The 26082-nt window shown below is 72.1% G+C and carries 26 protein-coding genes and 2 tRNA genes; 8 read left to right on the top strand and 20 right to left on the bottom strand.

The window, feature by feature from the left end:
- Position 1 precedes the first annotated feature (1 nt).
- The 9 genes from ruvA to pgsA form a co-directional block, all read right to left on the bottom strand.
- On the bottom strand, positions 2-628 hold the full coding sequence (ruvA, locus tag ACFVWY_RS07460; RefSeq protein WP_389868223.1) for a Holliday junction branch migration protein RuvA: 627 nt from the start codon (positions 626-628) through the stop codon (positions 2-4).
- A complete protein-coding gene (ruvC, locus tag ACFVWY_RS07455) occupies positions 625-1203 on the bottom strand; it encodes a crossover junction endodeoxyribonuclease RuvC (protein WP_389868222.1) in 579 nt (192 codons plus the stop codon). The genes ruvA and ruvC overlap by 4 nt, the downstream gene beginning before the upstream one ends.
- Positions 1204-1327: 124 nt before the next feature.
- Positions 1328-2080 (bottom strand): YebC/PmpR family DNA-binding transcriptional regulator, encoded by a 753-nt coding sequence (locus ACFVWY_RS07450; protein WP_389868220.1) that lies wholly within the window; start codon positions 2078-2080, stop codon positions 1328-1330.
- 61 nt (positions 2081-2141) lie between these two features.
- On the bottom strand, positions 2142-2735 hold the full coding sequence (gene pdxT, locus ACFVWY_RS07445) for a pyridoxal 5'-phosphate synthase glutaminase subunit PdxT (protein ID WP_389868218.1): 594 nt from the start codon (positions 2733-2735) through the stop codon (positions 2142-2144).
- Between the two features lie 6 nt (positions 2736-2741).
- Positions 2742-3662, bottom strand: a complete 921-nt coding sequence (gene pdxS, locus ACFVWY_RS07440) for a pyridoxal 5'-phosphate synthase lyase subunit PdxS (RefSeq protein ID WP_389868217.1) — start codon at positions 3660-3662, stop codon at positions 2742-2744.
- Positions 3663-3829: 167 nt separating this feature from the next.
- Positions 3830-4375 (bottom strand): hypothetical protein, encoded by a 546-nt coding sequence (locus tag ACFVWY_RS07435; RefSeq protein ID WP_389868215.1) that lies wholly within the window; start codon positions 4373-4375, stop codon positions 3830-3832.
- Between the two features lie 75 nt (positions 4376-4450).
- Positions 4451-5611 carry a glycosyltransferase family 4 protein gene (locus ACFVWY_RS07430; protein ID WP_389868214.1) on the bottom strand — a complete coding sequence of 387 codons (1161 nt, stop codon included), beginning with the start codon at positions 5609-5611 and terminating at the stop codon, positions 4451-4453.
- A complete protein-coding gene (locus ACFVWY_RS07425) occupies positions 5608-6543 on the bottom strand; it encodes a phosphatidylinositol mannoside acyltransferase (protein ID WP_389868212.1) in 936 nt (311 codons plus the stop codon). Before ACFVWY_RS07425 ends, ACFVWY_RS07430 begins: the two co-directional genes overlap by 4 nt.
- Positions 6540-7214 carry a phosphatidylinositol phosphate synthase gene (pgsA, locus tag ACFVWY_RS07420; protein WP_389868210.1) on the bottom strand — a complete coding sequence of 225 codons (675 nt, stop codon included), beginning with the start codon at positions 7212-7214 and terminating at the stop codon, positions 6540-6542. The genes ACFVWY_RS07425 and pgsA overlap by 4 nt, the downstream gene beginning before the upstream one ends.
- Positions 7215-7483: 269 nt before the next feature.
- Between pgsA and ACFVWY_RS07415 the strand changes: the two genes are divergently transcribed.
- Together ACFVWY_RS07415 and ACFVWY_RS07410 are read left to right on the top strand one after the other, a co-directional pair.
- Positions 7484-9709, top strand: a complete 2226-nt coding sequence (locus ACFVWY_RS07415) for an elongation factor G-like protein EF-G2 (protein ID WP_389868209.1) — start codon at positions 7484-7486, stop codon at positions 9707-9709.
- A 146-nt stretch (positions 9710-9855) separates the two neighbouring features.
- Positions 9856-11526: a hypothetical protein gene (locus tag ACFVWY_RS07410; protein ID WP_389868207.1), complete on the top strand. Its 1671-nt coding sequence runs from the start codon at positions 9856-9858 to the stop codon at positions 11524-11526.
- Positions 11527-11624: 98 nt separating this feature from the next.
- Here the strand turns inward: ACFVWY_RS07410 and ACFVWY_RS07405 are convergent, their stop codons facing one another.
- The gene (locus tag ACFVWY_RS07405; RefSeq protein ID WP_389868205.1) at positions 11625-12185 is read right to left on the bottom strand and encodes an HIT family protein; all 561 of its coding nucleotides are present in this window, start codon (positions 12183-12185) and stop codon (positions 11625-11627) included.
- 66 nt (positions 12186-12251) lie between these two features.
- Between ACFVWY_RS07405 and ACFVWY_RS07400 the strand changes: the two genes are divergently transcribed.
- On the top strand, positions 12252-12929 hold the full coding sequence (locus ACFVWY_RS07400) for a potassium channel family protein (RefSeq protein WP_389868203.1): 678 nt from the start codon (positions 12252-12254) through the stop codon (positions 12927-12929).
- A gap of 29 nt (positions 12930-12958) precedes the next feature.
- On the opposite strand, the gene thrS is transcribed toward ACFVWY_RS07400, so the two are convergent.
- From thrS to ACFVWY_RS07385, 3 genes are all read right to left on the bottom strand, one after another.
- Complete coding sequence (gene thrS, locus ACFVWY_RS07395) at positions 12959-14935, bottom strand: threonine--tRNA ligase (RefSeq protein WP_389868201.1); 1977 nt, start codon at positions 14933-14935, stop codon at positions 12959-12961.
- A 114-nt stretch (positions 14936-15049) separates the two neighbouring features.
- The gene (locus ACFVWY_RS07390) at positions 15050-16303 is read right to left on the bottom strand and encodes a hypothetical protein (RefSeq protein WP_389868199.1); all 1254 of its coding nucleotides are present in this window, start codon (positions 16301-16303) and stop codon (positions 15050-15052) included.
- Positions 16303-16869, bottom strand: coding sequence for a DUF4365 domain-containing protein (locus ACFVWY_RS07385; protein WP_389868197.1), 567 nt, complete (start codon positions 16867-16869; stop codon positions 16303-16305). Before ACFVWY_RS07385 ends, ACFVWY_RS07390 begins: the two co-directional genes overlap by 1 nt.
- A gap of 192 nt (positions 16870-17061) precedes the next feature.
- On the opposite strand from ACFVWY_RS07385, the gene ACFVWY_RS07380 reads away from it, so the two are divergent.
- On the top strand, positions 17062-17787 hold the full coding sequence (locus ACFVWY_RS07380; protein ID WP_389868195.1) for a 3'-5' exonuclease: 726 nt from the start codon (positions 17062-17064) through the stop codon (positions 17785-17787).
- Between the two features lie 91 nt (positions 17788-17878).
- On the opposite strand, the gene ACFVWY_RS07375 is transcribed toward ACFVWY_RS07380, so the two are convergent.
- Both ACFVWY_RS07375 and ACFVWY_RS07370 read right to left on the bottom strand, forming a co-directional pair.
- Positions 17879-17950 (bottom strand) — tRNA-Val (locus tag ACFVWY_RS07375).
- A 39-nt stretch (positions 17951-17989) separates the two neighbouring features.
- Entirely contained in the window at positions 17990-18436 is a 447-nt protein-coding gene (locus ACFVWY_RS07370; protein ID WP_389868193.1) for an SRPBCC family protein, read from the bottom strand.
- Between the two features lie 83 nt (positions 18437-18519).
- Between ACFVWY_RS07370 and ACFVWY_RS07365 the strand changes: the two genes are divergently transcribed.
- A complete protein-coding gene (locus ACFVWY_RS07365; RefSeq protein WP_389868191.1) occupies positions 18520-21021 on the top strand; it encodes an SCO7613 C-terminal domain-containing membrane protein in 2502 nt (833 codons plus the stop codon).
- 290 nt (positions 21022-21311) lie between these two features.
- Here ACFVWY_RS07365 and ACFVWY_RS07360 read toward each other — a convergent pair.
- Both ACFVWY_RS07360 and ACFVWY_RS07355 read right to left on the bottom strand, forming a co-directional pair.
- Positions 21312-21383 (bottom strand) — tRNA-Val (locus ACFVWY_RS07360).
- A gap of 55 nt (positions 21384-21438) precedes the next feature.
- On the bottom strand, positions 21439-21933 hold the full coding sequence (locus ACFVWY_RS07355) for a TIGR02611 family protein (RefSeq protein ID WP_389868189.1): 495 nt from the start codon (positions 21931-21933) through the stop codon (positions 21439-21441).
- A gap of 189 nt (positions 21934-22122) precedes the next feature.
- Between ACFVWY_RS07355 and ACFVWY_RS07350 the strand changes: the two genes are divergently transcribed.
- Together ACFVWY_RS07350 and ACFVWY_RS07345 are read left to right on the top strand one after the other, a co-directional pair.
- Entirely contained in the window at positions 22123-22536 is a 414-nt protein-coding gene (locus tag ACFVWY_RS07350) for an SsgA family sporulation/cell division regulator (protein WP_003959770.1), read from the top strand.
- A 246-nt stretch (positions 22537-22782) separates the two neighbouring features.
- Entirely contained in the window at positions 22783-23370 is a 588-nt protein-coding gene (locus tag ACFVWY_RS07345; protein WP_389868187.1) for a CGNR zinc finger domain-containing protein, read from the top strand.
- A gap of 8 nt (positions 23371-23378) precedes the next feature.
- Here ACFVWY_RS07345 and ACFVWY_RS07340 read toward each other — a convergent pair whose 3' ends face one another.
- The 3 genes from ACFVWY_RS07340 to ACFVWY_RS07330 all read right to left on the bottom strand — a co-directional run bounded on the left by ACFVWY_RS07340 (position 23379) and on the right by ACFVWY_RS07330 (position 25363).
- Complete coding sequence (locus ACFVWY_RS07340) at positions 23379-23534, bottom strand: hypothetical protein (RefSeq protein ID WP_389868185.1); 156 nt, start codon at positions 23532-23534, stop codon at positions 23379-23381.
- Positions 23535-23794: 260 nt separating this feature from the next.
- Positions 23795-24814 (bottom strand): LacI family DNA-binding transcriptional regulator, encoded by a 1020-nt coding sequence (locus ACFVWY_RS07335; protein ID WP_389868183.1) that lies wholly within the window; start codon positions 24812-24814, stop codon positions 23795-23797.
- Between the two features lie 105 nt (positions 24815-24919).
- Positions 24920-25363 carry a hypothetical protein gene (locus ACFVWY_RS07330; protein WP_389868182.1) on the bottom strand — a complete coding sequence of 148 codons (444 nt, stop codon included), beginning with the start codon at positions 25361-25363 and terminating at the stop codon, positions 24920-24922.
- A 202-nt stretch (positions 25364-25565) separates the two neighbouring features.
- Here ACFVWY_RS07330 and ACFVWY_RS07325 point away from each other — a divergent pair, with 202 nt between their 5' ends.
- The gene (locus tag ACFVWY_RS07325; protein ID WP_389868180.1) at positions 25566-26081 is read left to right on the top strand and encodes a DsbA family protein; all 516 of its coding nucleotides are present in this window, start codon (positions 25566-25568) and stop codon (positions 26079-26081) included.
- Position 26082 lies beyond the last annotated feature (1 nt).

Below are 26082 nucleotides of genomic sequence, written 5' to 3'. Positions count from 1 at the left end.
GTCAGCGCGCGCGGTTGAGGGTCTGGAGCGCGGCGCGGAGCAGCTGCGGCACGGGGGCCTGGCCGCCCTCGGTGATCGCCGCCTCGGCCTGCGGGGTGACGGCGGTGACCGCCTCGTCCGCCTCGCGGGTGGCGTAGCCGAGGCCGATCAGGGCGGCCTGGAGCTGGTCACGCCAGGAGGAGGTGACGGCGGTGCCGATGCCCTGGCGGCCGATGTGGGCGCCGACCGGCTCGCCGAGTCTGTCCTTCAGTTCCAGGAGGAGCTTCTGGGCGCCCTTCTTGCCGATGCCGGAGACGGCGGTGAGCGCCTTCTCGTCGCCGGTGGCGACCGCGGTGCGCAGCGCGTCCGGACTGTGGGTGGCGAGCATCGCCTGGGCGAGCCGCGGCCCGACCCCGCTGGCGGTCTGGAGCAGCTCGAAGACCTGCCGCTCGTCGTCGTCGGCGAAGCCGTAGAGGGTGAGCGAGTCCTCCCGTACGACGAGCGAGGTGGCGAGCCGGGCGTCCTGGCCGGTGCGGAGCGCGGCGAGGGTGTTCGGTGTGCACTGGACGGCCATGCCGATGCCGCCGACCTCGATCACGGCCGTGGTCGGGGCGAGCGCGGCCACGGGGCCGCTGACGAAGGCGATCATCGGGGAACCTTCCGGACGGGAACTGCGGGGGTACGGACCGCTGGGGTGCGGGGGGCGCGGGCCGCGGCGGCGGCCGCGTGTGCCTGCTGGAGGCGGTTGACGGCGGGGGCGCGCCAGATGTGGCAGATGGCGAGCGCGAGGGCGTCGGCCGCGTCGGCCGGTTTCGGCGGGGCGTCGAGCCGGAGCAGCCGGGTGACCATGGCGCCGACCTGGGCCTTGTCGGCGCGGCCGGTGCCGGTGACAGCGGCCTTCACCTCGCTGGGGGTGTGCAGGGCCACGGGGATGCCACGGCGCGAGGCGCAGAGCATGGCGACCGCGCTGGCCTGGGCGGTGCCCATGACGGTGCGGACGTTGTGCTGGCTGAACACCCGCTCCACGGCGACGCATTCGGGCCGGTGCTCGTCGAGCCATTCCTCTATGCCGCGCTCGATGGCGACCAGTCGGTGGCCGAGCTCCGCGTCGGGCGGGGTACGGACGACGCCCACGCCGCGCATCGTCAGGGGGCGGCCGGCGATGCCCTCGACGACGCCGACACCGCACCGGGTCAACCCCGGGTCCACGCCCAGCACCCGCATGGGGCACCCCCTCCGTACCGCTCGGTCAACTGTTCCCGCAGGCTATCGGCTGGCACTGACAATGCGACGGGCCGACGGGGTGTGTCCCCGTCGGCCCGTTCGTGAGGAGTGCGCCGAGCGCGGCCTATGCGTCGACCTTCTCCATGACTTCGTCCGAGACGTCGAAGTTGGCGAAGACGTTCTGCACGTCGTCGCTGTCCTCCAGCGCGTCGATCAGCTTGAAGATCTTGCGCGCGCCGTCCTCGTCCAGCTCGACCTGCATGGTGGGCAGGAAGTTGGCCTCGGCGGAGTCGTAGTCGATGCCCGCCTCCTGGAGCGCGGTACGGACCGCGACCATGTCGGTGGCCTCGCTGACGACCTCGTACGTGTCACCGAGGTCGTTGACCTCCTCGGCGCCCGCGTCGAGCACGGCGCCCAGGACGTCGTCCTCGCTCAGCTCGCCCTTGGGGACGATCACGACGCCCTTGCGGTTGAAGAGGTACGAGACCGAACCGGGGTCGGCCATCGAACCGCCGTTGCGGGTCATCGCGACACGTACGTCGGAAGCGGCGCGGTTGCGGTTGTCGGTGAGGCACTCGATGAGCACCGCGACACCGTTCGGCCCGTAACCCTCGTACATGATCGTCTGGTAGTCGACGCCGCCCGCTTCGAGACCGGCACCGCGCTTGACCGCGGAGTCGATGTTCTTGTTCGGGACGGAGCTCTTCTTCGCCTTCTGGACCGCGTCCACAAGGGTCGGGTTGCCATCGGGGTCCGCGCCGCCGGTACGGGCCGCGACCTCGATGTTCTTGATCAGCTTCGCGAAGAGCTTGCCGCGCTTGGCGTCAATCACGGCCTTCTTGTGCTTCGTCGTAGCCCATTTAGAGTGGCCGGACATCTGCCTTCTCCTTCGCGTCACCAAAAACGATTCGAACCCGAGAGATCCTACCGGGATCGAGTCAGCCGACTGCGCGCACCATGTCCACGAACAACGCGTGAACGCGGTGGTCGCCGGTCAATTCCGGGTGGAAAGACGTCGCCAGGGCGTTTCCCTGACGTACCGCGACGATATGGCCGTTGTGCTCGGCCACCACCTTGGCCCGCGCGCCGACCGACTCGACCCAGGGGGCGCGGATGAAGACGCCCTCCACGGGGCCGCCCTCGATCCCGGCGACCTCGACGGCCGCCTCGAATGACTCGTTCTGCCGCCCGAAGGCGTTGCGGCGCACGATCATGTCGATCCCGCCGACCGTCTCCTGGCCCGCGCGCGGGTCGAGGATCTTGTCCGCGAGCAGGATCATCCCGGCGCAGGTGCCGTAGACGGGCATGGCGTCCCGGACCCGTTCGCGCAGCGGTTCCAGCATGCCGAACAGAGAGGCCAGTTTGGACATCGTGGTGGATTCACCACCGGGGATGACCAGGCCGTCCACCTCGGCAAGCTCCTCGGGACGCCGGACCGGCCTGGCCAGGGCGTCCGCCGAGGCCAGGGCGATCAGGTGTTCCCGTACGTCGCCCTGGAGCGCCAGGACGCCGATCACAGGGGTGTCGCTCATCGGTGCTTACCAGCCACGGTTCGCGTAGCGCTCGGCCTCGGGCAGAGTGTCGCAGTTGATGCCGACCATGGCCTCGCCAAGGTTCCGGGAGGCGTCCGCGATGATCTTCGGGTCGTCGTAGAAGGTGGTGGCCTTCACGATCGCGGCGGCGCGCTTGGCCGGGTCGCCGGACTTGAAGATGCCGGAGCCGACGAAGACGCCCTCAGCGCCGAGCTGGCGCATCAGCGCGGCGTCGGCCGGGGTGGCGACACCGCCCGCGGAGAACAGCACGACGGGCAGCTTGCCGAGCTCGGCGACCTCCTTGACCAGCTCGTACGGGGCGCGCAGCTCCTTGGCGGCGGCGTACAGCTCGTTGTGGTCGTAGCCGCGCAGCCGGGCGATCTCGTTCTTGATCTGGCGCAGGTGGCGGACGGCCTCGACGACGTTGCCGGTACCGGCCTCGCCCTTCGAGCGGATCATGGCCGCGCCCTCGGCGATCCGGCGCAGGGCCTCACCCAGGTTGGTGGCGCCACAGACGAACGGGGTGGTGAAGGCGAACTTGTCGCTGTGGTTGATCTCGTCGGCCGGGGTGAGGACCTCGGACTCGTCGATGTAGTCGACGCCGAGGGACTGGAGCACCTGGGCCTCGACGAAGTGGCCGATGCGGGACTTCGCCATGACCGGGATGGAGACGGCCTCGATGATCTCCTCGATCATGTTCGGGTCCGACATCCGGGCCACGCCGCCGTCCTTGCGGATGTCGGCCGGAACCCGCTCCAGGGCCATGACGGCCACCGCGCCCGCGTCCTCGGCGATCTTCGCCTGCTCGGCGTTGACGACGTCCATGATCACGCCGCCCTTGAGCTGCTCGGCCATGCCGCGCTTGACGCGGGCGGTGCCGACGGCCGGGGAGTCGGTGGACTGCGGGGTGGAGGGAAGCGTGGACATGGGTCGACCTCACTCGGAGAAAAGTTGCCGAAAAGCACTGGTTGGTTCAGTGCTGAGCAAACTCTCCGGGAGCAGTCCACTGCAAGGGCCAATGGCAGGCCGGTGGATCGTTTTGGACGGGTACAAGCCGAGATGTGGCCCCGGTCACGCTCAAGGTGGCCCTTGGGTCAGCTGCCGGGGCGGTCCGCCAGGGCCACCGGGGGTTCGTCGTCCATCTCGAAGGCCAGGGGGAAGGGGGCGTGTCCGGCCAGCCTGAACCAGCGCACCTTGCGGTGGCGGCGCAGCGCGCGAGCCGCGCGCACCGCGTCGTTGTGGAACCGCCGGGCCATCGGGACACGGCGTACGGCGGCGGCCAGTTCGAGCGCCGCCTCCTCGCCGCCGGGGATCTCCTTGACGGCGTCCACCTGCCCGGGCTCGCCGAAGACCGCCCGCAGCGCCGCGCTCAGCTCGCTCTCGGCGACCTCGCGCTGCTCCTCCTCCGCCTGGCGGGCGGCGTGCGCGGCCTCGTACAGGACGATGGAGGCGGCCGGGTCCAGGACGCCGGACGTGGCGAGCTCCTGGGTCACCGAGGCGCGGCGCAGGAGCTGTGCGTCGAGGGCGGCCCGCGCCGCGTCGATCCGGGTGTGCAGGCGGTCCAGCCGGCCGGCCGTCCAGCTGAGGTACATGCCGATCGCGACGACCGCGACCACGATCCAGAAGAGGGTTTCGATCACGGGCGGCAAGGCTACCGCCGGGACGCGGGCGGCGTGCCGGGGCACCTCGCCCCGCGCCCGTACCGCGGCGGGGTGCTACTCGCGGGCCAGGCCGAAGCGGGCGCGCAGCCCGGTGCGTTCGTCGGCCGCCACCGAGGCCGCCCCGTCCGTCACCGTCTCGTACACGGCGAGGATGTCCGCGCCGACCGTCGACCAGTCGAACCGCCGCACATGCGCGGCGCCCCGCTCGCTCAGCCCGGCGCGCCGCTCCGGGTCGCCGAGCAGCCCGATCGCCGCGGCGGCCAGCGCGTCCGCGTCCTCGTTGGCGAACAGCTCACCGGCCGCGCCCTGGTCCAGCACCTGCGCGAAGGCGTCCAGATCACTGGCGAGCACCGGGGCACCGGCCGACATCGCCTCGACCAGGATGATCCCGAAACTCTCGCCGCCGGTGTTGGGCGCGACGTACACGTCCACGCTGCGCAGCAGCCGTGCCTTGTCCTCGTCGCTCACCATGCCGAGGAACTCGACCCGCTCACGCATCGCCGCGGGCAGTGAGGCGACCGCCTCCTCCTCGTCGCCGCGGCCCGCGACCAGCAGCCGGGTGTCCGGGCGGGCGGCGAGGATCGCGGGCAGCGCCCGCATCAGGACCGGCAGGCCCTTGCGGGGTTCGTCGATCCGGCCGATGAACCCGATCGTGCCGCCCTGCCACTCGGCCCTGGGCTCGGCGGCGGCGAAGAAGCCGACGTCGACCCCGTTCGGGATGACCACCGCGTCGCCGCCCAGGTGCTCGACCAGGGTGCGGCGGGCGTACTCGCTCACCGCGATGCGCGCGCTGATCTTCTCCAGGGCGGGCTGGAGGATCGGGTACGCGGCGATCATGGCCCGGGAGCGCGGGTTGGAGGTGTGGAACGTGGCGACGATCGGCCCCTGCGCGGCCCAGCAGGTGAGCAGCCCGAGCGAGGGCGAGGTCGGCTCGTGGATGTGGATCACGTCGAAGGTGCCGTCGTGCAGCCAGCGGCGCACCCGGGCGGCCGAGAGGAAGCCGAAGTTCAGCCGGGCCACCGAGCCGTTGTACGGCACGGGCACGGCGCGGCCCGCCGACACCACGTACGGCGGCAGCGGGGTCTCGTCGTCGGCGGGTGCGAGCACCGACACCTGGTGCCCCAGCCGGATCAGGTGCTCGGCGAGGTCACGGATGTGGAACTGCACACCGCCCGGTACGTCCCAGGAGTACGGGCAGACGATGCCGATCTTCACCTCGGCTCCTCCCGGGTCTCCAGATCGGCGAGCCAGAGCCGTTGCAGCATGTGCCAGTCCTCCGGATGGTCGGCGATTCCGACGGCGAAGGCATCGGCCAGCGCCTGGGTCATCGAGGACGTCTTCTCCGTGCGGCTGCCTGAGCCGGGCACCTCGACGGGCGGGTGGATGCGGGCCTTCATGACCGGTGTGGCGTCGTAGCCGAGGGTCACGGGCAGCAGCAGCGCCCCGGTCTGCTGGGCCAGCAGCGCCGGTCCGGCGGGCATCCGCGCGGTGCCGCCGAAGAACGTCACCTCCACGCCGGAGGCGGACAGGTCACGGTCGGCGACCAGGCAGACCAGCCCGCCCGCGCGCAGCCGCCGGGCCAGGGTGCCGAAGGCCGCGCCGCCGCTGTGCGGCAGGACCTCCATGCCGAGTCCCTCGCGGTAGGCGACGAAGCGGTCGTACAGCGTCTCGGGCTTGAGGCGTTCGGCGACGGTGGTGAAGGGCACCTTGAGGTCGGTGGTGACCCAGGCGCCCGCCAGGTCCCAGTTGCCCAGGTGGGGCAGGGCGAGGATGACGCCGCGTCCGGCGTCGAGGCCGTCGGTGAGCCGGTGCGCGCCGGTCACGTCGATGGACGCCTTGATCCGTGCCGGACTCCAGGTGGGCAGCCGGAAGGACTCCATCCAGTAGCGCATGTACGAGCGCATCCCGGCGCGGGAGAGCTCGGCCAGCCGGGCCGGGGAGGCTTCGGGCACGACCCGGGCGAGATTGGACTCCAGCCGCAGCACGCCCTTCCCGCGCCGCTTCCACACCTGGTCGGCGAGGGTGCGGAACAGGGCGCGGGCGGCCGGTTCGGGGAGCTTCTTGACGGCCGTCCAGCCGAGCCCGTACAGCCCGTCGGTCAGCCGGTCGCGCAGACCGGTGCGCGGGTGGCCCGGCTCGTCGCTCACCGGGCGGTCCCGTTGTCCGGCCCCGTGGCGGCGGCCTCGGCCGCGTCGGCCTCGGCGGACTCGCGGCGCACGGTGACCACCCGCTGCACGAGCGTGATCAGGCTGCCCACCGCGACGATCCACAGCGCGATCGGCAGCAGCACCTGGATGCCCGGGACACCGAACGTGTGCAGGCCCGCGAATCCGGCCGCGACCAGCGAGATCACCAGCCGCTCGGCACGCTCCACGAGACCGTTGACCGCGACCGGCAGCCCGATCGACTCTCCGCGCGCCTTGGTGTACGAGACCACCTGACCGCTGGCCAGGCAGAAGATCGCGACGGCGCAGAGGATGTTGTCGTCGCCGTTGCCCGCGTACCAGAGCGCGAATCCGCCGAAGATCGCGCCGTCGGCGACCCGGTCGAGCGTCGAGTCCAGGAACGCGCCCCAGCGGCTGGAGATACCGGCCTGCCGGGCCATGTTGCCGTCGACCAGGTCGGAGAAGACGAAGATCGTGATGACGATCGTGCCCCAGAAGAACTCCCCCATCGGGAAGAAGACCAGCGCACCTGCCACCACCCCGGCCGTACCGATCAGAGTGACCGCGTCGGGGCTCACGCCGAGGCGGAGCAGCAGTGCGGCGAACGGTGTGAGGACACGCGTAAAAAATGCACGCGCGTACTTGTTCAGCATGGCCTTCCCGAGGGTCGGTGGGCCGAGCGGCCCCTACGGCCACCGGCTGGCCCATCGTAGTCACGCCCGCCGCGCTCCACCTTCCGGGCACCCGGCCGCGCGCCGGGGAGCGTGCCTTGGATGGACGCGTACGGCTCCGAGTGGAAAGCTCGAATTACCGCGGGCGTCGTCGAGGCCGCCGCGGCGGCTCCCCACGCCCGGACCTTTCCCTCCGCCACATCGCGTCGGTATTTCCTCCGCTCCGCGCCATCAGCCGGGAGGTACGCATCATGGGCGACAAAGCACGCACACACACCGGGGCCGCCGGCAGGGCGACGACGGCCGACCGGCCCTCGTCCGTACGGAACGTGGTGCTGGTCGGCCCCAGCGGCTCGGGCAAGACCACGCTCGTCGAGGCCCTCGCGCAGGCGGCGGGCGCGGTCAACCGGGCGGGCCGGGTCGAGGACGGCGCCACCGTCTCCGACTACGACGAGATCGAACACCGCAAGCAGCGCTCCGTACAGCTCTCGCTGGTCCCCGTCGAGTGGGGCGGCTACCAGATCAATCTGCTGGACACCCCCGGGTACGCCGATTTCGTCGGGGAGCTGCGGGCCGGTCTGCGGGCGGCGGACGCGGCCCTCTTCGTCGTCTCGGCGGCCCAGGAGGCGGAGGCGGTGGCGGGCCCCGCCCGTGCCGTGTGGGAGGAGTGCGCCGCCGTCGGGATGCCGCGCGCCATCGTCGTCACCCACCTCGACACGGCGCGCACCCCGTTCGACGCGATGACCCGGGTGTGCGCGGAGATCTTCGGCGGCGGCGACCCCGACGCGGTGCTCCCGCTCTACCTGCCCGTCCACGGGCCCGAGGGCGCCGACGGGCATGCCCCGCTGACCGGGCTGACCGGGCTCCTCACCGAACGGCTCCTGGACTACTCCTCGGGCGAGCGCCGTGAGCGGCCGCCCGACCCGGCCCGGCGCGACGCGCTGCGGGAGGCCCGCGGCCGGCTCATCGAGGGGATCATCGCCGAGAGCGAGGACGAGACCCTGATGGACCGCTACCTCGGCGGGTCCGGGGTGGACGTCGCCACGCTCCTCGATGACCTGGAGCGCGCCGTGGCCCGGGGCGGCTTCCACCCCGTCCTCGCCGCGGCCCCGGCCGCCGACGGGGCGCGCCAGGGCGTCGGCACCGTCGAGCTGCTGGAACTGATCACCGGCGGCCTCCCGACCCCGCTGGAGCGCCCGCTCCCCCAGGTCACCCCGCTGCACGGGGCGTCCCGGCCGGTCCTGACCTGCGATCCGGACGGGCCGCTGGTCGCCGAGGTCGTCAAGACGGCCACCGACCCGTACGTCGGCCGGATGTCGCTCGTCCGCGTCTTCTCCGGCACCCTTCGCGCCGACGAGACCGTCCATGTCTTCGGCCGCGGTCTCACCGACCCCGGGCACACGCCGCGCCCCTTCCACGAGACGGAGGTACGTGTCGGCGCCCTCTCCGCACCCTTCGGCAAGCAGCAGCGTCCCCGGGCCGCGTGCGTCGCGGGCGATCTGACCGGGGTCGCCAGGCTCGGCGGCGCGGAGACCGGGGACACCCTGTCCGACCAGGGCCTGCCACTGCTGATGGACCCCTGGGCCATGCCGGACCCGTTGCTGCCGCTCGCCGTCGAGGCGCACGGCAAGGCGGATGAGGACAAGCTGTCCCAGGGGCTCGCCCGGCTGGTCGCCGAGGACCCGACCATGCGCCTCGAACAGAACCGGGACACCCGCCAGGTGGTCCTGTGGTGTCTCGGCGAGGCCCACCAGGACGTGGCGCTGGACCGGCTGCGCAGCCGCTTCGGCGTCCAGGTGGACGCGGTACCTCACCAGGTCGCGCTCCGGGAGACCTTCGCCTCGCCGTCGACCGGACGCGGTCGCCATGTGAAGCAGTCCGGCGGCCATGGCCAGTTCGCCATCTGCGAGATCGACGTGGAGCCGCTGCCCGCGGGCTCGGGCATCGAGTTCGTGAACCGGGTGGTCGGCGGCGCGGTGCCCCGTCCGTTCGTCCTGTCCGTCGAGAAGGGGGTGCGCGCCCAGGCCGCCCGCGGGGTGGCGACCGGCCACCCGCTCGTCGACGTACGGATCACGCTGCGGGACGGCAAGGCCCACTCGGTGGACTCCTCCGACGCCGCCTTCCAGACCGCGGGGGCGCTGGCACTGCGCGAGGCGGCCGCCCAGGCCCGTGTCCAGCTGCTCGAACCGGTCGCCGAGGTCACGGTCCTGGTCCCGGACGACTACGTGGGGCCGGTGCTGAGCGACCTCTCCGGGCGGCGCGGCCGGGTGGTCGGCACCGAGCAGTCCGGCCCGGACCGCACGCTGGTACGGGCCGAGGTGCCTGAGCTGGAGATCGACCGGTACGCGGTCGATCTGCGGGCCCTCACCCATGGCGCCGGCCGCTTCGACCGGGTGTACGCCCGGCACGAACCCATGCCCGCGCATCTCGCCGAACGCGTCCAGGAGCGCCGGGAGAACGACCCGGGCGAGCCCTGATCAGCTGTGCCGCCCGCCTTTGCCCGCAGGGCGGGCGGCGTAGCGTTCCGGACGATACGCTGTGGTCCCAGCTCAGAAAGTGTGCCGAGCACGGCAGTTGGGAAACAGCCGCAGGAGCAGTTCCTCGGCGGCGAGTGGGGGCGACAGTGGCCAGCGACGGATTCGATTTCTCTCCCGGAGCGCAGATCCCGCTCCAGGGGTCGGGCGGGCAGGCAGTGGTGACGAATGCCCTCGCCTCGGCGGCGTACCGGGACAGTCCGGTGGAAAAAATCCTGGACGCCAACAACGAGTGGCACAAGTCCGAAGTCAAGGTGGGCCGTTCCAAGTTCCTCAAGTCCGACTACTTCAAGCCGAATCTCGGTGAGGCGTTCTCCCGTGCCGTCCAGGAGCGGATGCTGGGCGGCGCCCGCAAGGCCCTCATCCAGTCCTTCGGCACCGATCCGCAGACCGTCGTCGAGCACTGTCTGTCGGCGTCCCGTCTCCGCAAGCGCCGCGACACCAAACTGACCGTCATCACCGCCGTGTTCGGCTTTCTCTTCCTGCCCGGCATGCTGCTGTGGGTCATCGCGTTCCGGCTGCGCGACCACCTCGCCAAGACCAAGGACAAGGCCCTGTCCGCGCTGGGCAACGCGTTGTTCCCGGTCATCGGGATCGTGGCGCTGATCGCTGCGGTCAACGTCGAGCTCACCGGATTCCTGGCGATCTACGTCCTGCTGGCGATCGTGTCCCCGGTCGTCGGCTGGTTCCTCGCCAAGCAGATCGCCGAGGCCTCCGCCAAGGACATGCGGGCCCGCTGGGAGGGGCTGCTCTCGGGCGGCGGCGTCACCGCCAAGATCCCCGAGGCGGTGCCGAAGAACCCCAGCGAGACCTCCCGCGAGGCGCTCCGCCAGGGCCTGCAGAAGCTCTCCGCCGAGCAGCAGTCCAACTCGGTCTTCTACGCGGGCCCCAAGGGCATCCTCGGCATGGGAACCCGCTGGGGCAGCTGGCAGCTGGCCGAGGAGCTCGTCTCCAAGGAGCCCGGCAAGGAGTTCCACCAGTTCCGCAGCTGGGACGTGGTCCGGGCGATCCACGACCAGCTCAAGATGCTGGAGCGCGGCCCGCTGAACACCGGGGGGTTCCCCACCCCGTCGGTCACCCACTGGATCGTGTCCCCCGTCGGCGAGAACGCGGACTCGGTCTCCCGCCCGGCGGGCGAGGACGTCGCCACCTTCCAGGTCAAGCCGCACGAGATACAGCGGATCTGCAACCACCAGCAGTTCGGCGGCGGTGACCGGCACTATCTGGGCGTCCAGTTCGTCCTCTGGGACGGCCAGTTGATCATCACCATGATGATCACGGTCACGGTGCTCCACGAGACGCTGCGCATCGAGGTGGCCGGACACGCGCTCGGCCCGGTCCACTCGCTCTTCACCAGCAAGCCCTCGGCCCCGACCAAGACGGTCAACAAGACCGTGCGGTTCTGGGAGACCCGGGACATCAAGCTCCCGCTGGTGGAGTCCAGCGAGGTCGTCCGCCTCGCTCTGCGTGCCCCGTTCACCTGGTACCCGCCGCTGCTGGACTACCTGGGCGGGAAGATCGCCCTGCCCGAGCCCTTCGGTCTGCGCCACGCCTGGGCGGACCAGCCGTGGCGCCACCGCTTCATGGCGGACGACGCGATGCGCGCCGCGACGCCCGTGCTGCGCGCCGTGCACAACGCGGCCCTGCGCGTCCTCGCGGAGAACGGCGTCGACACCGAGCGCTTCAACAACCGCTCGATGGTGCTGAGCGGGGCGGTGCAGGACCCGAGCCCGCGCAAGGCCGATCTGTACGACGCGTAGCCGCCGGCCCCGTCCGTACACAGCACAAGCCCCGAAGGCCGCCCCCACGCCCATGCGCGGGGGCGGCCTTCGGGGCTTCCGGTCCCGGGCGGGTCCGGTCAGCTGGCCGGCCAGGCGTCGGCCAGCATCTTGCGGGTGTCGGCGAGCAGCTGCGGCAGCACCTTCGTGTGCCCGACGACGGGCATGAAGTTGGTGTCCCCGCCCCAGCGCGGCACCAGGTGCTGGTGCAGATGGGCCGCGATGCCCGCGCCCGCCACCGCGCCCTGGTTCATGCCGATGTTGAATCCGTGCGCCCCGGAGGCCGCGCGCAGCGCCACCATGGCGCGCTTGGTGAAGTCGGCCAGCTCCAGGGTCTCCGGGCCGTCCAGCTCCGTGTAGTCGGCCACGTGCCGGTACGGCACCACCATCAGGTGACCGCCGTTGTACGGGTACAGGTTCAGCACGGCGTAGACGTACGTACCGCGGGCCACGACGAGCCCGTCCTCGTCCGAATTCGACGGGATGCCGCAGAACGGACAGCCGTCGCCCGCTTCCGGGCCGGTCGGCTTGTTCTCCCCCTGGATGTACGCCATCCGGTGGGGCGTCCACAGGCGCTGGAACGCGTCGGGCGTCCCCACTCCGATCTGCTGTTCCGGCTCACTCGTCATGCGGATCAGCATATTGCTTCGCTCCCGGGGTGCGTGTCGTCGGGGGCACACCCGTCGGCGTACGGCGATGCTGAGCCGATGAGCGCCCCGTCCGCCGACTCCGCCCCGCCCCGCCTCCGGCGCTGGGAGCAGCGCACCGAGGTGCCGCTCTTCGGCATCTCGCTGCTCTTCCTGCTCGGCTACGCGATCCACGTCCTGGCCCCCGAGGACCTGCGGCTCGTACGGGATCTCGGCCTCGGCCTGGTCGGCGCGGGCTGGCTGGTCTTCGCCGCGGACTACGCCGTACGGCTCCGGCTCAGCGGGCTTCGCCACCGTTTCGTCCGGGTGCACTGGCTGGACACCGTGGTACTGCTGCTTCCGCTGCTGCGGCCGCTGCGCCTGATCCACATCTACACCGTGGTCCAGCAGGGCCGGGAGCAGCCGCGCCTGAGCCTGTACGCCCGGGTGATCAGCTACGCGGGGGCGGCGGCCCTGCTGCTCGGGTTCACTGCGGCGCTGACCGTCTACCAGCTGGAGCACCAGGCACCGGAGAGCTCGATCCACACCTTCGGCGACGCCGTGTGGTGGGCGTGCGAGACGCTGACGACCGTGGGGTACGGGGACGCGGTGCCGGTCACGGCGGGCGGCCGGGTCGTGGCGTCGGGGCTGATGGTCTGCGGTCTGGCGCTGCTGGGCGCGGTGACGGGTTCGTTCTCGTCGTGGCTGATGCAGGTCTTCCGGCGGGAGGACGAGACGAGGCCCCCGGAGGGCGGGTAGCGCTCCGGGGGCCTCATGCCACGTATCGGTCAGACCTGGACGCGGTCCTCCACGGCCTTGCGGATCTTGGCGATGGCGTCCTCGACCGGGACGCCGTTCTCCTGCGATCCGTCGCGGTAGCGGAAGGAGACGGCGCCGTTGGCCAGGTCCTCGTCGCCCGCGATGATCATGAAGGGCACCTTGGCCTTCTGCTGGTTGCGGATCTTCTTCTGCATCCGGTCGGAGGAGGCGTCCACCTCGACCCGCAGCCCCAGCTTGCGGGCCTTGGCCGCGAACTCCTGGAGGTACGGGACGTGCGCGTCACCGATCGGGATGCCGACCGCCTGGACCGGAGCCAGCCAGACCGGGAAGGCGCCCGCGTAGTGCTCCAGGAGCACCGCGAAGAAGCGCTCGATGGAACCGAACAGGGCGCGGTGGATCATGACCGGGCGCTGCTTGGTGCCGTCCGGGCCGGTGTACTCCAGGTCGAAGCGCTCGGGGAGGTTGAAGTCGAGCTGCACGGTCGACATCTGCCAGGTACGGCCGATGGCGTCCTTGCACTGCACCGAGATCTTCGGGCCGTAGAACGCGGCGCCACCCGGGTCCGGGACCAGCGGCAGACCCTGCTTCTCGGCGACCTGGCGCAGCGTCTCGGTGGCCTCCTCCCAGATCTCGTCGGAGCCGACGAACTTCTCCGGGTCCTTGGTGGAGAGCTCCAGGTAGAAGTCGGTCAGACCGTAGTCGCGGAGCAGGTTCAGGACGAAGGTGAGCGTCCGGTCGAGCTCCTCGGCCATCTGCTCCTTGGTGCAGTAGATGTGCGCGTCGTCCTGCGTGAAGCCGCGCGAGCGGGTCAGGCCGTGCACCACGCCGGACTTCTCGTACCGGTAGACCGTGCCGAACTCGAAGAGGCGCAGCGGGAGTTCGCGGTAGGAACGGCCGCGCGCGTCGAAGATCAGGTTGTGCATCGGGCAGTTCATCGGCTTGAGGTAGTAGTCCACCCCGTCGTCGAGCTGCATGGGGGGGTACATGCCGTCGGCGTACCAGTCCAGGTGGCCGGACTTCTCGAAGAGCTTGCCCTTGGTGGCGTGCGGGGAGTAGACGAACTCGTAGCCCTCCTCCTCGTGACGGCGGCGCGAGTAGTCCTCCATGGCGCGGCGGATGATGCCGCCCTTGGGGTGGAAGACCGCGAGGCCGGGGCCGATCTCGTCGGGGAAGGAGAAGAGGTCCAGTTCGTTGCCGAGCTTGCGGTGGTCGCGCTTGGCGGCCTCCTCCAGGAACTCCAGGTGCGCCTTCAGCTCTTCCTTGGTGGGCCAGGCGGTGCCGTAGATGCGCTGGAGCATCGGGTTCTTCTCGCTGCCCCGCCAGTACGCCGCGGCGTTGCGCATCAGCTTGAACGCCGGGATGAACCGGGTGGTCGGCAGGTGCGGGCCCCGGCAGAGGTCCTTCCAGCACAGGTCGCCGGTCTTCGGGTCGAGGTTGTCGTAGATGGTCAGCTCGCCGCCGCCCACCTCGACGTCCGCGCCGTCGTCCGAGGACGCGGAGCCCTTGATCCCGATGAGCTCCAGCTTGTACGGCTCGGCGGCCAGCTCCTCGCGGGCGTCCTCGTCGGTCACGACCCGGCGGGAGAAGCGCTGGCCGCGCTTCTGGACCTCCTGCATCTTCTTCTCGATGGCCTTGAGGTCCTCGGGCGTGAACGGCTTCTCGACGTCGAAGTCGTAGTAGAAGCCGTCCTTGACCGGCGGGCCGATGCCCAGCTTGGCCTCGGGGAAGAGCTGCTGCACGGCCTGTGCCATCACATGGGCGGTGGAGTGCCGCAGGATGTTCAGGCCGTCCTCGGAGGAGATCTCGACGGGCTCGATGACCTCGCCGTCGGCGACGGCGTACGCGAGGTCCTTCAGCTCGCCGGCGACCCGGGCGGCGACGACGGTGCGCTCGCCGGTGAAGAGCTCGGCTGCCGTAGTGCCCGTCGTCACCACGCGCTCTTCCCGCTCGGAATCGCGTTGGATGGTCACACGGACGTCTGACACCGGTCTCTCCTGACTCAGGGGGCGCACCCGCATTCCTCTAGCGCGTGCCAGAGGAATCGTACCGAGCCGACGGCCTCCCGTGCGAAATGGGCCGGGACTGCCGGGCCCCGGTCCTCATTCGCCGGTGCACGCCTCCTCGAAGCAGTCGAGGTTCTCGTGGAGGGACTTCATCAGCCGGTCGCGTTCGGCGTCGTCGACGCGGACGGGCACGACCTTCGCGGTGCGGGTCAGCCGCCGGAAGCCGTCGTGGCTCTCCAGCCTGCCCTCCACCCGGATCGGCAGCCCCACCAGGTGGGCGTGGCCCGCGATCCGGTACGCCTCCTCGTCCAGCTCCAGCCGTACGTGGGGCACCTCGGCGCCCGCCAGTACCCGTAGCCGCACGGTCCCGGGGCCGCCCGGAGCCGCCCGGCGCAGCCGGACGACGGCGCCGGTGACGCGTACGGTCTCGGGCGGCTCGTCCCTGAGGTAGCGGGCGCCCGCCCGGCGCAGCGCGGGCAGGTCGCCCGGGGAGAACTCGACCGGCTCGGGGCGGGCCGGGCAGCCCTCGGGGGGTCCGGCGGCGGGCGCCCAGTCCAGGGCGATGCCCGCCCCCTCCGAGCCCCGGACGAGCGCGACGAGGGCCTGGGTCAGTTCCCGGCTGACCCCGGCCGCGACGGCCGTGTCGAAGGCTTCGAAGCCGCCGGTGGCGCGCTGGTAGTCGACGGCCTCACGGGTGGCGTGCAGGGCCCGGTGGAGCCGTACGGCGACGGCCCGCCCGGAGGCGACCGGGACGAAGGCGGCGAGCTCACGGCCGCCCGGCGCGGGTTCGACCAGGACGCCGTCGAGCGCCGCACGCGCCCGGCGGCGGTGGCGGGCGCCGTGGTAGCCGGCGGTGGAGCGTACGGCGAGGGCTCCGGCGAGCAGGATCTGGCGGGCGGCGGTGTGCGTCCGTTCCGCGCCGGTCCAGGCCGTCGCGCCCGTGACCGGTCCGGGGGCCTCGCGCCACCAGCGGATCTCGTCGCTGGGCACGGCGAGGGAGAGCAGGATCTCGCGGGCGGAGGGCAGTGCGCTGCGGGCCAGCGCGGTGAGCGCCTCGGCGAGGAGGTCCTCGCTGTCGGGAAAGGCTGTGGTGTCGGGGACCAGGAGGCTCGCCGCGCCCCCCGCGGGCCCCGGCGCCGTCCAGCGGCTGTAGCGTCCGGGGACGCCGCCTCGGCGCAGCCAGCCGTGCCGGTCGAGCAGGGTGCCCAGGACCGCGGGATCGGCCCCGGCCGGGTCGGGGATGTCCCCGGGCGGCCGGGGGGTGGCGGGCCGCGGTCCCCCGGGGCCGCCGGAGCGCCGTCGGCCGGCCGACGGGGGCGCGGCACGGTTCTCGTCCATCGGCCGGTGCATCAGGGCCTCCCTCCCGCCCCTACGCGGGTCATGATCTCGCAGAGTGCCCGGTCGTCGAAGATCCGCGCGGTCGGGATGCGCACGGTGGTCCGCTGCCGCCCGGTCACCGGGTGACCGGCCAGATTGGTCCAGTAGCAGCAGTGCCGCAGGTCGAGCCGGTCGTGCCCGGCCCGCAGCCAGTCGTCCTGGCTGCGCGGCACGATCATCACGACGAGGATCTTGTGCACCGACACGGGGGTCCGGGCGAGCTTCACGAGATGGGCGTTGTCGAGTGTGAACGCGAACGTCGGTCCCGGCGGTCGCGGCGGGATCTGGTAGGTGCACTTGAGCTGCACCTTGATGGTCACTTCGTCGTCCACGGCGTGGCCGGGGGCGCCGTGGCTGACGTGCCAGTCGATGCCGTTGTCGGGGAAGGGCTGCGACAGGGAGCATCCCGCCGCTGCCGCGACCGCGTGCAGATAGCCCACCTGGAGCGTCTCCATGCAGGCGGTGGTGGCGAGTGTGCCGCGCAGCGGTTCGCTCCGCTGAGGCAGCAGCCCGCTCGGTTCGGGCTTCGCGAGCGCCATGGCTGCGGGTGCCTTCCGGGCTGTGGCGATCGGTTTCTCGGGACCTGGGTGACGGGCAACTCCCGTACCCCACACCTGTGTTGTCACCGCACCGGACGGACCGCAAACGGCGTATCAGGCAAAGGGCGCGGGTATCACCGAACCGGGCAGAGGAACAGCACCATCTGCCGTTCGGGCGCGAGGAGTTCGGGGATGACGCATTGGTACGAAGGACCACTGGCCGCTTTTGACACCGAGACGACGGGGGTCGACGTCGAGGGGGACCGGATCGTGTCGGCCGCCCTCGTCGTCCAGGACGCGGCGGGGAGCCGGATGCGCGTCTCCCGCTGGCTGGTCAATCCGGGGGTGCCGGTGCCCCCGGCGGCGACCGGGATCCACGGCCTGACCGACGAGCACCTCCAGCACAACGGGCGCTGGCCGGCGCCGGTGATGGAGGAGATCGCCCGTGCCCTGGCCGAGCACTGCGCGGCCGGGCGCCCCCTGGTCGTGATGAACGCCCCGTTCGACCTGACGCTGCTGGACCGCGAGCTGAAACGCCACCGCGCGTCCTCGCTCGGGGCCTATCTGCAGAACTCCCCGCTGTGCGTACTCGATCCGCATGTGCTGGACAAGCACCTGGACCGCTACCGCAAGGGCAGGCGCACCCTCACCGACCTCTGCGCGCTGTACCAGGTTTCCCTCGACGGCGCCCACGACGCCGAGGCCGACGCGACGGCCGCGCTGGACCTGGTGCGGGCGGTGGGGCGGCGGTTCTCGTCCAGGCTGGACCGGCTGACACCGGCGGAGCTGCACACCCTCCAGGCCGTCTGGTACGCGGCGCAGGCGCGCGGGCTGCAGGCATGGTTCGCGAAGAACGGGACGGCTGAGACGGTGGACCCGGCGTGGCCGCTGCGCCCGGCTCTCCCGGCGGCGGCGTGAGCGAGGGTCCGGGGCGGGTGTCCGGCTGATCGGTGCCGGACACGCGGAAGCCGGTCCGTCGATGCTGCTGACGGACCGGCTTCTCCCGGGGTGGGCGATACTGGGTTCGAACCAGTGACCTCTTCGGTGTGAACGAAGCGCTCTCCCACTGAGCTAATCGCCCGGGAACGGGTTGAACCATACAGGGCCCGGCGGGTCCGGTTCAAACTCCGCCCAGTCCGGCCACCAGCCCCCGGCGTCCCGCACGCATCATCAGGGCGTGGTTGGCCCGGAACACCGGCCGTCCGGGCACCGCCAGGAGCCGCATCAGCCGCCTGCGTACCTCGACCTCCTGCTCGTAGACGGCCCGGCTGCCGTCCCCGTGCGGGGTGACCGTCCACCGGGCCCAGCCGACCAGATCGCCGCCGAGCACGGCCTCCACCACGCGGGCCCGGGGATCGCGGCGGCTTTCGCGGACGGTGATGACGAGTTCGTACGGGAGGAAGGCGCGGATACGGGTGGATCCGGTGACCCCGTCGGCCGAGGCGACCTCGCGGAACTGCGGCCACCAGCGCGGGTACTCGTCGGCCCGTTCGAGAATCCGGTAGACGGTGTCGGGCGGTGCGGGCAGGTCCCAGGTACTCACGAAGCGGTAGTGGTTCCAGTCCATGACCCCAGTCTGCGCGTACTCAGCCGGGTAACTGAGTATCCGAGCGCATGTACGAGTCCGTGGACGCCGCCACACTCACGTTCATGGAACATGTGCCGCCGCCCGCCGAGGAATTGGCGCTCCTCGACCGTGAACTGGCCCGGCTCGACGCCCGCCGGTCACAGCTGCTGATCCGCCGCGACTGGCTGCTGAGCGTGCTGATGCCGCCCGCCACGCCTCCCATGCCGCCGCTGGCCGCGCGGTACGCCGCCCCGTTCGGGCCGCCCCCGCAGGCGCCGTTCACGGCCCCCGCCGCGGGCACCGCACCGGGCGGCGGCGCGCAGAACGTGCTGCTCACCCTCGGCGGTCTGCTGCTGGCCGTCGCGGCCATCGCGTTCACCCTGGTGAGCTGGGGGCACATGGGGATCGCCGGACGCTCGGCGGTGCTCTGTGCGGTGACGCTCGCGGCGCTCGCCGCTCCCGCCGTGCTGCTGCGCCGCGGGCTGTCGGCGACCGCGGAGTCGCTCGGCGCCCTGGCGTGCCTGCTGATGGTGCTCGACGCCTACGCGCTGCACCAGGTGGCGGTGCCGCAGGCCGGTGCCGCGGGTTTCGCCGCGGCCTCCTCGGCGGTGCTCGCGGCGCTGTGGGGCGGGTACGGACTGTGGCTCGGGCGGCTGCGGCTGCCGCTGCCCCTGGCGGTGGTGACCGCCCAGTTGCCGCTGGTGCTGTGGGCGTGGTCGGCGGGTGCGGACGCTTCGGGCTTCGGCTGGGCGCTGCTGGGGACGGCGGCTCTGGACTGCGCGCTCGCGGTGCGGGGCCGGGGCGTCGTGGTCCGGATGACGGCCTGTGCGGGCGCCTGGACCACGGGGCTGCTGGGGCTGCTGGTGGCACTGACGCAGTCGGTGGCGGCCCGTTCGGTGCCGGAAGCGATGAATCCGGCCGCGCTGCTGCTCGCCGGGGCGGCGATCGCCCTCTTCGGGGCGTGGCGCGCGCCCAGGGGCCTCGCCGTGGCGGGCGGTGCGCTGGCCGGACTGTGCGCGGTGGCCGCGGTGGGCGGAGTGCTCTGCGCGGGAATCGACCGGGGCTGGTCGGTGCCGGTCTATCTGCTGTGCGGCGCGGCGCTACTGGCCGCGCTGCGCGCGCCGCTGCCGCAGCCGGTCGGGCGGGGGCTGGGCTGGGCCGCCGCGGGGGTGGGCGCGGCGGCGGTGCTGGCCGCGGCTCCGCTGGCCGGGCTGTCGCTGCTGGGCCCGGTGTCGCGGCTGGCCCAGGTGTGGTCCGGGGCTCCCGAGGGCGGGGTCCGGGGCGCGCTGGGTGTGGCCGCTTCGGCGTGGACGGCGGCGGCCGCGGCCCCGGTGACACTGCTGCTGGGGGCCGCGCTGCTGGGGGCCGGGTACCGCTGGTGGGACCGGCTGGTGCGGGTGGCCGGGCCGGTGTTCCGGCCGGGCCCGGCCCTGCGGGGCACGGCGGGGGCCGTCGCCTCGGCCCTGTGCTGGGCGGGGCTCGTCTCGCTGCCCGCGGTGCTGGGGTTCTCGTACCCGGCGGCCGTGGCGGCGCAGTCGGTGCTGGCCGCCGTAGCGTTCGCGGCGGCGGTGGGATACCTGCGCCGGGGTGCGGGGTCGGCGGGGTGGACGGTGCTGGTGTGCGGGCTGGCCGGCGCGGTCAGCGTGGGCTTCCTGTCGCTCGCGCAGGAGTCCGCGACGTACCCGGTGTTCGCCATGCTGCTGGTGGTGCTCGGGGCGGTCGCGGTGCTGCTCGACGCCCCTGCGGACCGGGCGGTACACGCGCTGCGGGCCGCCCAGGCGGTGTCGGCGTGCGGGGCGGTGGTGTGCGCGACGGTGCTGGTCCGGGCGGCCGGGGCGTCGCTGGGGCTGGCCGGTCACCAAGCGGCGCCCCTGCTGCTGGCCGTGACCGCGGTGACGGTGCTGCTCGGGGCCCGGCTGCGGAACCGCCCGGTGGCCCCGGCGGTCGAGCTGGCCGGTGCCGTTCCGGCCGTACTGGCCGTGCTCATGGCCGTGCCGGACCGGCCGTTCCTGGCGCTGGTGCTGGCGCTGTGCGGGGTGCTGGCGGCGGGGACCGCGGTGCGGGCCGAACGGCGCCCGGCGGCCGGATACCTGGCGACGGCGCTGTTCGTCCTGGCGGCCTGGGTGCGGCTGACGGCCTCGGGGGTCTCCGCCCCGGAGGCGTACACCCTGCCGGTGACGGTGCCCGCCCTGGTAGTCGGTGTACTGCGGCGGCGCCGCGACCCGTCGGCCTCGTCGTGGACGGCGTACGGGGCGGGTCTCGCCGCGACGCTGGTCCCGAGCCTCGCGGCGGCCTGGTTCGACCCGGACTGGCCGCGCCCGCTGCTGCTCGGCGCGGCGGCGCTGGTGATCACCCTGGCGGGCGCCCGGCTGCGGCTCCAGGCCCTGCTGCTGCTCGGCGGCGCGGTACTGGCCCTGGACGCCGTGCACGAGCTGGCGCCGTATGTGGCCCAGGCCGTCGGCGCACTCCCCCGCTGGCTGCCGCTGGCCCTGGCCGGGGTGCTGCTGCTGGCGGTCGGAGCGACCTACGAGCAGCGGCTGCGCGACGCGCGGCGGCTTAAGGAGAGCGTGGGCCGAATGCGCTGACGGTGTGTCGTCCCGGGCGAGTGAGGAAGCCGTCACGGTGAACTCGCCCGGGAAATACAGCAGTTCGTGTACGCCCCGACCGCCGCGGAATTCCCGAATGGCCCGCGACCATTGCCCGCGGGGCTCCGGAACGGGCCCTTCCGGGAATTCCCGCTTCCCGGAAAGGCCCGCAGGACCGCACGACCGCGTGATCTTTGTGACGGCGCCGCACGAAATCCGAAGGACCGCGCGAACCAGGGAAACGCAGAGGGCCCGCGAGACTCTGTGGTCTCACGGGCCCTCTGTCCGGGTGGGCGATACTGGGTTCGAACCAGTGACCTCTTCGGTGTGAACGAAGCGCTCTCCCACTGAGCTAATCGCCCGGGTGCGGGTCAAACATTACCCCATGTCAGCGGCACCCCATGACCACCCTCGGGCTCACTCGTGGATCTTCCACGGCATCGTGATGCCGAACTTCCAGACGTAGATCCCCACCAGCACCGCGACGATCACCAGACCGAGGGTGGTCAGGATGATGTTGCGCCGCCTGACCTTGGGATCGAGCGCCCGCTGGGCGGCCTCGGTGACCTTGCGCCTGGTCCAGCGGAGCACGAGCTGCGCCCAGACGAACTCGGTCGCCCAGATCGCCATGCCGCCGAAGATCACCAGCCAGCCGGGCCCTGGCAGCGGCAACATGATGATGCCCGCCACGACCACGGCGAGCCCGACCACGAAGACGCCGACCTGCCAGCTCACGTGCAGCGCCCTGGAAGCCCGGATGAACCCGGGCGCCCGGGAGCCGAGCTCCCGCTCCTTGGTCACACCTTCCGTTTCCTCGACCTCTCCGGTCGCACCGGCCGTACCGTCCCCCGCGGCGGGAACGGGCGCCGTGGAATCGACACCGCCGTCCCGCACGTCACGCTCCGCATTCATGGGCCCAATCTACCGGAACGGCCTTCTTCACCGGAATGGCCGCATAACCAAAAGTTACACACCGCTGTACGAGCTACCTGCAGAGACACAAAAAGGGCAGAGGGGTTTACAACGCCACCGTAGGTGGCATGTCGATTTCGCCGACGTGCGAATCCCCGAGCGCACACTGAGCGAAAGGCCCTGGCGCTTATGAACACCACGGTCAGCTGCGAGCTGCACCTGCGCCTCGTTGTGTCGAGCGAGTCATCACTGCCTGTACCCGCGGGCCTGCGGTATGACACGGCCGATCCGTATGCCGTGCACGCCACCTTCCATACCGGAGCGGAGGAAACGGTCGAGTGGGTATTCGCCCGTGACCTCCTTGCCGAGGGGCTGCACCGGCCCACCGGCACCGGTGACGTCCGCGTCTGGCCATCCCGTAGTCACGGCCAAGGCGTCGTCTGCATCGCGCTGAGCTCCCCGGAGGGCGAAGCACTGCTCGAAGCCCCGGCGAGGGCCCTGGAGTCGTTCCTGAAGAGGACCGACGCCGCGGTACCGCCGGGCACCGAGCATCGCCACTTCGATCTCGACACGGAGCTCTCACACATCCTGGCCGAGAGCTGACCAGGCCGAGAACCGCGCGGCGCCGTCCGACTCGGGGAGACGGCGCCGCCCGGAAAACCGCATACGCCTGACACCGGCGCCGTCATCACGGAATCCACCGTGGCGACGGCGCCGGTGCTCGTCCGTGGCCGGTATCCGCCCCCGCACCGCGCACCGGACCTTTCGGGCCGCGGTACGCCACGGCGGAGCCAGTAGAGTCTGCCCGCATCGGCGGACACCCGCCCGCCGGAGGCAGGGAGCGTAAGCGTGCTGATCCCCCACGACACCCGGATCGCCCTCGACACGGTGGTCGAGCTGCTGAACACCGCGCCGGAGAGCGAGCCGCCGGCGAGCGGGCAGCCGGCGGCTCTACAGAGCGACGGCCTGGCCGATCTCGCGGCGCTGTACGACTTCGCCGGGCGCCACCGCATCAGCGGCGTGGGCGAGCTGGACGAGAAGGACCTGCGGGCCGTGCGGGAGGTCCGGACGCGCTTCGCGGAGATCTTCGCGACCGACGACACGAAGACCGCCGCCGCGCTCGTCAACGCGCTCGTCGCCGCCGCCGGGACGACGCCGCAGCTCAGCAATCACGACGGTTACGACTGGCATGTGCACTACTTCGCGCCCGACGCCTCGATCGCCGACCACTTCGCCGCCGACTGCGGCATGGCGCTCGCCTTCATCGTGGTGACGGGTGAGCTGGAGCGGCTGCGGCGGTGCGAGGCACCGGACTGCCGGTACGCCTTCGTCGATCTGTCCCGGAACCGCTCGCGCCGCTACTGCTCCAGCCGGACCTGCGGCAACCGTCTGCATGTGGCCGCGTACCGGGCACGCCGCAAGGAGGCGGCTGGCTGACCCCCCCCTCACAGCATGAACAGATCATGCACCGCGGCCATCAGCAGCAGGCTGCCGACGACCGCGAGGAAGATCATCAAAGGGGGCTGGGACAGCGCGAAGAGGCAACCGCGAGGCTCTTCGGCAGGGCTTGCGGGGACATCGCCCCGGGTGGTGTCGACCATCTCGGAACGATCATCACGTACTCCACACGCGCCGCTCGCCAATAAGCCTCCCCTCCAGGGGAGTTCACTCTTACCGGCCGGTCCGGATTCGCTCCGGCGTCCGATCGCCCGCCGTACGTTCGCCATGCGTTCGACCCGGCATTCCGCTTGCCTCCGTACTCAACTCCTTGGCACGGCAGGCGAGTAGTACGGACCACGGGGAAGCGACCGCTCAACAGCGCCCCATGCGGGCGGCGTTCGCCGCCCCGGACGACACGGGATCAGCGCGGCACCGAGCTGGAGGACCGCACCACCAGCTCCGGCCGGAGCACCACGCTGCGGTGCTCATGACCGCCGCCCCCGCCGTACGCCTCCTCCAGAAGCAGTTCCGCGGCCATCCGGCCCATCACGGCCGCGGGCCTGCGGACGGAGGTGAGCGGTACGGCAGCGGCCGCGGCGAACTCGATGTCGTCGTAGCCCACGAGGGCGATGTCCCCCGGCACCCGGACGCCCGCCGCGTACAGGGTCTGGAGCACACCCAGGGCGAGCAGGTCGTTGGCGCAGAACACCGCGGTCGGCCGGGGCACCAGGCCCAGCAGCCGGGCCCCGGCGTCCCGGCCCGCCGCCACGTCCAGGCGGTCGGACGGGATCTCCGTCAGCGCCCCGGGCGGCAGTCCCGCGTCGGCGAGCGCCGCCAGGGCCCCCCTGCGCCGGTCCCTGATCTGGTGGAGACCGTCCGGCCCGCTGACGTACGCCACCGAGCGGTGACCGGCCGCGAGCAGATGGCCCACGGCCAGCGCGCCGCCGCGGACATCGTCGACGGAGACGGCGCAGGTCCCCGGGCCACCCGCCACCCGGTCCACGAGCACGAAGGGAATCCGGTGGCGGCCGAAGGCCTCCAGGTTCCGGCCACTCGCGTCGGCCGGGGTGATCAGGACTCCGCGCACCCGCTGCTCCGCGAAGAGCCCGAGATATTCGGCCTCCTCCGCCGGACTCTGGTCGCTGTTGCAGACCATGACGCCGAGACCGGCCCGCCGGGCCGCGCGCTCGGCCCCCCGGGCCACGTCCACGAAGAACGGGTTGCCCATGTCGAGGACGAGCAGCGCCATGATCCGGCTACGGCCCGCTCGGAGCTGCCGCGCCGACTCGCTGCGCACGTAACCCAGTTCCTCGATCGCGGCGAGCACCCGGGCGCGGGTCCGCGGCAGCACCGCCTCGGGGCGGTTGATCACATTGGAGACGGTGCCCACGGAGACCCCGGCCCGCCGGGCCACATCCTTGATCCCTGCCACGCGCGCCACTCGCCTGCCCCACTGCCGCCCTGGCCGCCCCCGGTCCGCGGCGTGCCCTCATCGTACGGACGGCGTTGTGGCGGCGGGCCCCGGGAGCCCCGTGGAGAGCGGTGGTCAGATGCCGTGCTTCTTGAGGATGGCCTCGATGTCGCTGAAGTCCTCGCCCGGGTCGGCGGACCGCTTCCGGGCCGCCTCCGGCAGGGGCCGCGGGGCACCCGCGCCCAGGGACGGCGCCGAGGCCCCGGGAGCGACGGCCCCGCCCCGCTCCGCTCGCGCGGCCGCCCGGCGCTCCTTGCGGGTGCCGCCGCGCCGCTCGATCGCCCGGGTCGTCATGAACAGCAGCCAGGCCACCCCCAGCAGCCCGAACCCGAGCCAGACGCTCGGCTTGAAGGCGATCCCCGCGACCCAGTCCACGATCCCGGTCAGCACCAGCGCGATCGGGACGAGGGAGTAGGCGGCGATCCTGGTCGCGGTGAGGAACCGCTTCCGCCAGGCGGTGACGGCGGCGATGCCCAGGCCCGCCGCGGACACCGCGGAGCAGATGGTCTCGGCAAGCATCAGTGCCTCCAGGCGCAGGGGAAACGTCCCTTCCATCCTGCACCGGCGACCGGCACGGTGGCCACGATCGACAGACGCATCAGGGACATCTCAGGGCCGGGATCCTCCCCAGGTGCCGATGACGGCACCACGTCCGCAGGAGCGGGAGCGGCGGGACGGGTGCCGGTGGGACGGCTCGCGCGGGCCCTGGGAGACTGGCCGTATGAGCGATTCCACCCCCGCGTCCCCGGTCGTCCTCGACGTCTGGTGCGACCTCCAGTGCCCTGACTGTCACCGTGCCCTCACCGATGTGCACGCCCTGCGGGCCCGGTACGGCGACCGGCTGGACGTACGGCTCCGGCACTTCCCACTGGAGAAGCACAAGCACGCCCACGCCGCGGCCCAGGCCGCCGAGGAGGCCGCCGCCCAGGGCCAGGACTGGGCGTACGTCGACGCCCTCCTCGCCCGCACCGCCGACCTCGGCCGCACCGGGGAACCGCTGCTGACCGAGGTGGCGGGGGAACTCGGCCTGGACGCCGAGGAGATGGACACCGCCCTGATCGACGGGCGCCACATGCTGATCGTCGACGCCGACCAGGCCGAGGGCAAGGCGATCGGCGTCACCGGCACCCCGACCTATGTGATCGGCGGTGAGCGGCTGGACGGCGGCAAGAGCCAGGAAGGGCTGCGCGAACGGATCGAGGAGATCGTCGGCCGGCTGCTCGCCGAACGGGGCTGAG

Source organism: Streptomyces sp. NPDC058195, from assembly GCF_042883525.1.
Lineage (GTDB): Bacteria > Actinomycetota > Actinomycetes > Streptomycetales > Streptomycetaceae > Streptomyces.
The sequence above is the reverse complement of the archived record's forward strand: the minus strand, read 5'-3'. Positions and strand labels throughout refer to the sequence as shown.

What these genes read in the sequence shown, in the direction of transcription:
- ruvC (WP_389868222.1), bottom strand. Translation starts at nt 1,203, where the DNA reads ATGCGGGTGCTGGGCGTGGACCCGGGGTTGACCCGGTGCGGTGTCGGC.
- ACFVWY_RS07370 (WP_389868193.1), bottom strand. Translation starts at nt 18,436, where the DNA reads ATGGACTGGAACCACTACCGCTTCGTGAGTACCTGGGACCTGCCCGCA.
- ACFVWY_RS07450 (WP_389868220.1), bottom strand. Translation starts at nt 2,080, where the DNA reads ATGTCCGGCCACTCTAAATGGGCTACGACGAAGCACAAGAAGGCCGTG.
- pdxT (WP_389868218.1), bottom strand. Translation starts at nt 2,735, where the DNA reads ATGAGCGACACCCCTGTGATCGGCGTCCTGGCGCTCCAGGGCGACGTA.
- pgsA (WP_389868210.1), bottom strand. Translation starts at nt 7,214, where the DNA reads ATGCTGAACAAGTACGCGCGTGCATTTTTTACGCGTGTCCTCACACCG.
- ACFVWY_RS07385 (WP_389868197.1), bottom strand. Translation starts at nt 16,869, where the DNA reads ATGGCGCTCGCGAAGCCCGAACCGAGCGGGCTGCTGCCTCAGCGGAGC.
- ACFVWY_RS07350 (WP_003959770.1), top strand. Translation starts at nt 22,123, where the DNA reads ATGAACACCACGGTCAGCTGCGAGCTGCACCTGCGCCTCGTTGTGTCG.
- pdxS (WP_389868217.1), bottom strand. Translation starts at nt 3,662, where the DNA reads ATGTCCACGCTTCCCTCCACCCCGCAGTCCACCGACTCCCCGGCCGTC.
- ACFVWY_RS07405 (WP_389868205.1), bottom strand. Translation starts at nt 12,185, where the DNA reads ATGCTGATCCGCATGACGAGTGAGCCGGAACAGCAGATCGGAGTGGGG.
- ACFVWY_RS07390 (WP_389868199.1), bottom strand. Translation starts at nt 16,303, where the DNA reads ATGCACCGGCCGATGGACGAGAACCGTGCCGCGCCCCCGTCGGCCGGC.
- ruvA (WP_389868223.1), bottom strand. Translation starts at nt 628, where the DNA reads ATGATCGCCTTCGTCAGCGGCCCCGTGGCCGCGCTCGCCCCGACCACG.
- ACFVWY_RS07355 (WP_389868189.1), bottom strand. Translation starts at nt 21,933, where the DNA reads ATGAATGCGGAGCGTGACGTGCGGGACGGCGGTGTCGATTCCACGGCG.
- ACFVWY_RS07330 (WP_389868182.1), bottom strand. Translation starts at nt 25,363, where the DNA reads ATGCTTGCCGAGACCATCTGCTCCGCGGTGTCCGCGGCGGGCCTGGGC.
- ACFVWY_RS07400 (WP_389868203.1), top strand. Translation starts at nt 12,252, where the DNA reads ATGAGCGCCCCGTCCGCCGACTCCGCCCCGCCCCGCCTCCGGCGCTGG.
- ACFVWY_RS07415 (WP_389868209.1), top strand. Translation starts at nt 7,484, where the DNA reads ATGGGCGACAAAGCACGCACACACACCGGGGCCGCCGGCAGGGCGACG.
- ACFVWY_RS07365 (WP_389868191.1), top strand. Translation starts at nt 18,520, where the DNA reads ATGGAACATGTGCCGCCGCCCGCCGAGGAATTGGCGCTCCTCGACCGT.
- ACFVWY_RS07340 (WP_389868185.1), bottom strand. Translation starts at nt 23,534, where the DNA reads ATGGTCGACACCACCCGGGGCGATGTCCCCGCAAGCCCTGCCGAAGAG.
- ACFVWY_RS07325 (WP_389868180.1), top strand. Translation starts at nt 25,566, where the DNA reads ATGAGCGATTCCACCCCCGCGTCCCCGGTCGTCCTCGACGTCTGGTGC.
- ACFVWY_RS07380 (WP_389868195.1), top strand. Translation starts at nt 17,062, where the DNA reads ATGACGCATTGGTACGAAGGACCACTGGCCGCTTTTGACACCGAGACG.